Source organism: Desulfosarcina sp. (assembly GCF_041551955.1).
GTDB lineage: Bacteria > Desulfobacterota > Desulfobacteria > Desulfobacterales > Desulfosarcinaceae > Desulfosarcina.
Window position 1 is genome coordinate 1 of sequence record NZ_JBFELV010000312.1, and the last position, 5,895, is coordinate 5,895.

The 5,895-nt window shown below is 56.2% G+C and carries 4 protein-coding genes; 3 read left to right on the forward strand and 1 reads right to left on the reverse strand.

Features of this window, described 5'->3' with window-relative positions; genetic code table 11:
- Positions 1-208: hypothetical protein (locus ABYV26_RS18785; RefSeq protein WP_372682890.1), on the reverse strand; the 208-nt coding region annotated here is incomplete at its 3' end.
- A gap of 695 nt (positions 209-903) precedes the next feature.
- Between ABYV26_RS18785 and ABYV26_RS18790 the strand changes: the two genes are divergently transcribed.
- The 3 genes from ABYV26_RS18790 to ABYV26_RS18800 form a co-directional block, all read left to right on the forward strand.
- Positions 904-2,466, forward strand: a complete 1,563-nt coding sequence (locus ABYV26_RS18790; RefSeq protein ID WP_372682891.1) for a sodium:proton antiporter — start codon at positions 904-906, stop codon at positions 2,464-2,466.
- Between the two features lie 16 nt (positions 2,467-2,482).
- Positions 2,483-3,370: a universal stress protein gene (locus tag ABYV26_RS18795; RefSeq protein WP_372682892.1), complete on the forward strand. Its 888-nt coding sequence runs from the start codon at positions 2,483-2,485 to the stop codon at positions 3,368-3,370.
- 34 nt (positions 3,371-3,404) lie between these two features.
- The coding region (locus ABYV26_RS18800; RefSeq protein WP_372682893.1) for a PAS domain S-box protein at positions 3,405-5,895 on the forward strand (2,491 nt) is incomplete at its 3' end.

Below are 5,895 nucleotides of genomic sequence, written 5' to 3' on the forward strand. Positions count from 1 at the left end.
AAAACCCCATTGTTTTCGCATTTTGGGGATGTTTGTTGGGTTGGGTGAGCAACAGAACCAGGCCTAAAGCGATCGCGGCGAATCCGGTGCGGCCCAGAACGATGCACCACGCAGGCAGCGCCAGAAATTTACCGAACAGGCCGGCAAGACCGAAAAGCAACACGGCCACATGGATATCAATCAGTCTGGAGGCGTAAATCTTGTTCATTTTGGACCTGTTCTGGAAAAGCGGAGCGGAGCCGGATGTGTACCCCGAACCGCGATGATTGATCAATGGTATAATGGTATTCTTGAATTGTTCACCCCGTCGTGAGATCATATCCTAAAGAACAAAACCGTGGGGGCCGGTTGGTGACTGCAAAGGAACGGGTTATCGGTATCGACACCTAAAAAAAACTCACCCATAAATACGAAAGCTTGGGATTTGCCATTTCCCTTGAAGCGGCATTGGATGCGTTTGATGCTATCAGATTCCATGTATCCAGCTTTTGCCGGCGGCTTGATCGGCCGGTTGGCACCATGCCCGACGTTGCGGCCAAACCAGTTGACAATACAACGAAAACCGTAGTATGCAAGACCTGCATTTCATTTCATATCTTATGGTTAGACGATATCCCGAAAGGGTGGCGACCCCGGTTGCCCGTTGGCATGAAAGGCCGGCCGGAGCGAACGAATGACAGACAAACATACAGGACAGACTTCGGAATGAACAGCGGGGGGAAGGCATTTTCCGCCTGAATACGGCGCTCCCTGAAAATAATTGGCAGATCTGAGCAATGGTTTAACGAGCTGGCTGACCCTGCCCTGGGTTTTCCTATCGGTTCAGTCGGCGATCTCCTTTTTCATCGACACGGGTCAAGCGTTGCGTTGGCCCTGTTTCTCAACGGGGAGGCCGAAGCGCCCATGAGCACACCCTGCAGACGGTTGATCATTCCCACGCTATGGTTCGTCGCCCTTTTTCTCGTCCTGACTGTCCAGGCCCCCATGGCGTCGGCATCCGAACCGCAACCCCCACCCGGCGACCATCTCGAAGGCAATGCGGCAACTGCCGGGACATCGTCTGCCGAACATCCAACGGAAGCGGGTCATCCCGAAACAGACCAGGGGGGCCACCATGCTCACGAAGACCTGGGCCCGGTTCTGCCGCTGTGGAGCTGCATTCCCTTTGCCTGTATGCTTTTATCCATCGCCTTGTTCCCGCTCCTGGCCCCGGAGTTCTGGCACCACCACTTCGGCAAGGTGTCAGCTTTCTGGGCGGCGGCGATGGCCGGCCCATTCCTATACGTTTACACTGGCACCGCCCTGTATGAAATCATCCATATTATCCTGGCGGACTATGTGCCTTTCATTATCCTGCTGTGGTCCCTGTATACCGTTTCAGGCGGCATCCTCTTGAAAGGATCACTTCGGGGGACACCGCTGGTCAATGTCCTCATCCTGACATTGGGCACCCTGCTGGCCTCCTGGATGGGCACCACCGGCGCCGCCATGCTCTTGATCCGGCCGTTCCTTCGAGCCAATAATTACCGCAAGAACCGAACGTTCATGGTGGTCTTTTTTATCTTCCTGGTGGCCAACATCGGCGGATCGCTGACCCCGTTGGGGGACCCGCCGCTCTTTCTGGGGTTTTTGCATGGCGTCACCTTTTTCTGGACCTTTGCCATTATGCCCCACATGTTGACCGTTGCCGGATTACTGCTGGTGGTCTATTTTTTCCTGGATCTTTACCATTATCGTAAGGAAACCGGGCGGGTTCCTGCGGATGAAGCCGAAAAAACGCCGTTGAAACTGGTTGGTATTCACAATTTCATCTTTCTGGCCGGCATCATCGGCGCCGTGCTGATGAGCGGCATGGTCGACTGGGGCCACGTCAATTTTCTGGGCGTTCACCGGGGGGTCCAGGACTGGGTCAGGGACGGCCTGCTGATCGTCATGGGCATTCTCTCCATGGCTACCACCGCCCTGGAAATCCGTGAAGACAATGACTTCACCTGGTTTCCGATCATTGAGGTGGCCTACCTGTTCGTGGGCATCTTCATTACCATGATTCCCTGTCTACTGATTTTAAAGGCCGGGGCCAATGGGCAGCTGGCTTTTCTGATCACTGCCGTGAAGCAACCAGTACACTACTTCTGGGTCACCGGCGTCTTGTCCGCTTTCCTGGACAATGCCCCCACCTATCTGACCTTTTTCAATACGGCCCTGGGCAGCCACTACCCGGGGATGGCCGAAGCCCTGGCGGTTCCGTTGCTGATGACGGACAAAGCCCTATATTTGAAGGCCATTTCCGCCGGCGCCGTTTTTTTCGGGGCATGCAGCTATATCGGCAACGCCCCCAACTTCATGGTTCGTTCCATATCCGAAGAGGCTGGCACGCCCATGCCCAGCTTTTTCGGGTATATCCTGAAATATACGCTGGTATTCCTGGTGCCGGCATTCGCGGTGGTATCCTTTATCTTTTTTTAGGAACGGGAGGCCGACAATGGCATTTAAAACCCTGCTCTATCATACCCGTTTCCGGGAACTGGCTTTTAACTCGCTGAAGAGCCTTCTCGAATTGAAGGCGGCCGGACTTAAAAAGGTGGTTCTGGCCCATGTGATTCCGCGGGAAGATGTGGCCTTCGTGCCGTATGGCGGCACGTTGAAAGAAGACGAGAAGCGTATTCGCGAGGAGGCCCGCATACAATTCGACGACTGGATCCAGACCATCGACGACCCGCAGCTTGAATTCCGCCAGCGCATCGAAGTGGGGTCAACCAACGCCGCGATCCTGGACATGGCCAAAGCGGAAAGGGCCGACCTGATTGTGGTGGGCCGCAAGAAACGCACTGTCCTGGAAAAGGTTTACGTGGGCACCCATGTCCTCGACATTCTGCGCCGCAGCGAAGTCCCGGTGCTGATGAGCAAATACATGGTGCAGTATGAATGGCAGGGAGAGTTGCTCGTGCGCACCAACGATCAGATCTGGAAACGGCCGCTGCTGGCATCGGATTGGTCGGAGCCCTCCCGGCGTGCCCTCGACGCAGCCCTGGCATTGAAAGGGCTGGTGGAAAAGTTAATCGTCACCCACGTGCTGGGTGCAAGGCGAATCAAGAATCTGGAGCCGCTGGCGGTCAAACGTCTTGAAGACGAGAGTATAACACGCCTCCAGTCCTATTCCCGAGAGATTGACGATGCCGGGATATCGGGCGAATACCACCTGGCAATGGGCCGTACGGTGGAAGAAATAATAAAAATGTCAAGAGATTATGGTGCTACCATGATCATTGTCGGACGAACCGGAAAAGACTGGTTTCATGAATACTGGCTGGGAGGTGTTTCCCACCAGATCGCCGAACTGAGCGAGCTGCCGGTGCTGCTGATTCCATAATGTTAACAACCCATGGTGATAAAGCCAAACGCCTATGATCCAGTCTATCGAAAATGCTAAAATCGCCATCGTCGGGGGCGGCAGATTCTGCGACAAGCTGCTGCGGCACCTGTTCGGCGACCATTTCAAAGGCAGGCACCCCACCGTCCTGGGTGTCGCCGACCTCAACGATCAGGCGGTGGGTATGGTCTATGCCCGCTCCATGGGAATCCACACCTGCGATGACTATCGCGAACTCTGCCGCCTGGAGGGACTGGAAACCATCATCGAGGTCACCTGGGATCTTGACCTGGCCCGCACCATCGCGCGCGTCAAACCGGCGGCGGTGGAGCTGATCGATCACCAGGATTCCCGTTTTCTTTGGGACCTGCTGCAGCTGGAGACCATTCGTCAGGAGGCCCTTGACTCCCTGAGGGACGACACGTTTACCATCCAGGCCGTCGAAACGAGAATTCAGCGATGTTTTCGCAAAACCGCGGACATCGTCATGCAGCGCAACCGCCGCTTCAAGCAGATCGAAACCGAACTCTATGAAAAGGAAAAATCCCTTTCCCAGATCATCCAGGGCAGCACGATTCCCACCTTCGTCATCGACCGTGATCACGTGGTCACCCATTGGAACCATGCCCTAGAGGTGCTCACCGGCCACAGCGCGGAGACGATGGTGGGCACCCGGAATCACTGGAAGCCTTTCCGAAAGCAGGAACGGCCGATCATGGCCGACGTGATCCTCGATCAGCTGGAGACGGGTGAAATCGACCACTACTACGGATCCCACTGGCGACCCTCCACGCTGGTGGAAGGCGGCTTCGAGGCGGAGGAATATTTCGATCACCTGGGCGACGGCGGCCGCTGGCTCTTTTTCACCGCCGCTCCGATCAAAGCCTCCGACGGCACCATTGTCGGTGCAATTGAAACCCTTTGGGACACCACCGAAAACCAGCGGGCCGAGGTCGAACGGCGCAATTACACCCGTCGCATCGAAGCGAGCGAGCGAACCCTGTCCCAGATCATCCAGGGCAGCGCCATTCCCACCTTCGTGCTCGACCGTGATCATGTGATCACCCATTGGAATCGGGCCCTTGAAAATCTGACCGGCTATCCCGCCGCCAGGATGATCGGCACCCGGCATCAGTGGGAGCCCTTCTGGGAAAGTGAACGGCCCAGCATGGCCGACGTGATCATGGAGCAGCACAGCGAACAGGAACTCCACGACCTGTACGGTGAGCGATGGAGAAAATCTAGGCTCATCGAAGACGCCTACGAGGCCGAAATTTTTTTCCCCAAGCTGGGAAAAGGAGGTCGGTGGTGCTGGTTTACCGCCACGCCATTAAAAACGTCTGACGGCACCGTGGTGGGGGCCATCGAAACCTTTTGGGACACCACGGAGAACAAGCGGACAGACAATGAATGCCGGCGACATGTCAAGGAGCTGGAGGAAAAAGAGCAAGCGCTGCATCAGATCATTCAGGGCAGCACCACCCCGACCTTCGTCATCAACCGCAACCACATTGTGACCCACTGGAACCGGGCTCTGGAAAAGCTTACCGGTTTCACCGCCAATGAAATTGTGGGGACCAACCATCACTGGAAACCATTTCGCCAAAAAGCCCGCCCCATTATGGCGGACGTGATTCTCGACCAATTGGAATCCGGCGAGATCAGCCAGTACTACGGAGCCAAATGGCGACCGTCCGCCCTGGTCGAAGGGGCTTATGAAGCCGAGGAGTTTTTCGAACAGCTGGGCGAAAACGGTCGCTGGCTCATCTTCACCGCCGCGCCGATCAAGGCTTCGGACGGTACCTTGATGGGGGCCATCGAAACCTTGTGGGACACCACGGAGAAAAAGCGGGTCGACGCCGAACACCGCCGGGATATCATCCGCATCGAAGAGAGCGAGAACCGGCTTGCCCAGATTGTTCAGGGCAGCACCATTCCCACGTTTGTCTTGAACCAAGATCATGTCGTGACCCATTGGAACCATGCCCTGGAGCGGTTATGCGGTTATTCTTCTGCGAAGATGGTGGGCACCCGCAACCATTGGGTGCCTTTCTGGGACAAAGCGCGGCCCACCATGGCCGACGTCATACTAGATCAGCGCAGCGAGCGGGAGATCTGGGAGCTCTATGGCGGCAAGTGGAAAAAATCGGAGTTGGTCGAAGGCGCTTACGAGGCAGAGGTTTTCTTCCCTAAAATGGGCCCGGGGGGTCGATGGCTCTTTTTCACTGCCGCACCCATCCGGGCCGCCGACGGCAGTATCATCGGTGCCATCGAGACCTTCTGGGACACCACGGAAAAAAAGGAGTCCGAGGCCCAGCGAACCCGTAACAACCATGAGCTTGAAGAAAGCCGCCGGACGCTCACACAGATCATTCAGGGCAGTACCATTCCCACCTTCGTCCTCAATGAAGAGCATGTGATAACCTATTGGAATCGGGCTTTGGAGCAGCTGACCGGCTATCCGGCATCCCAGATGGTCGGCACCAACCACCAGTGGGTGCCCTTTTGGGACAGCGAGCGCCCGT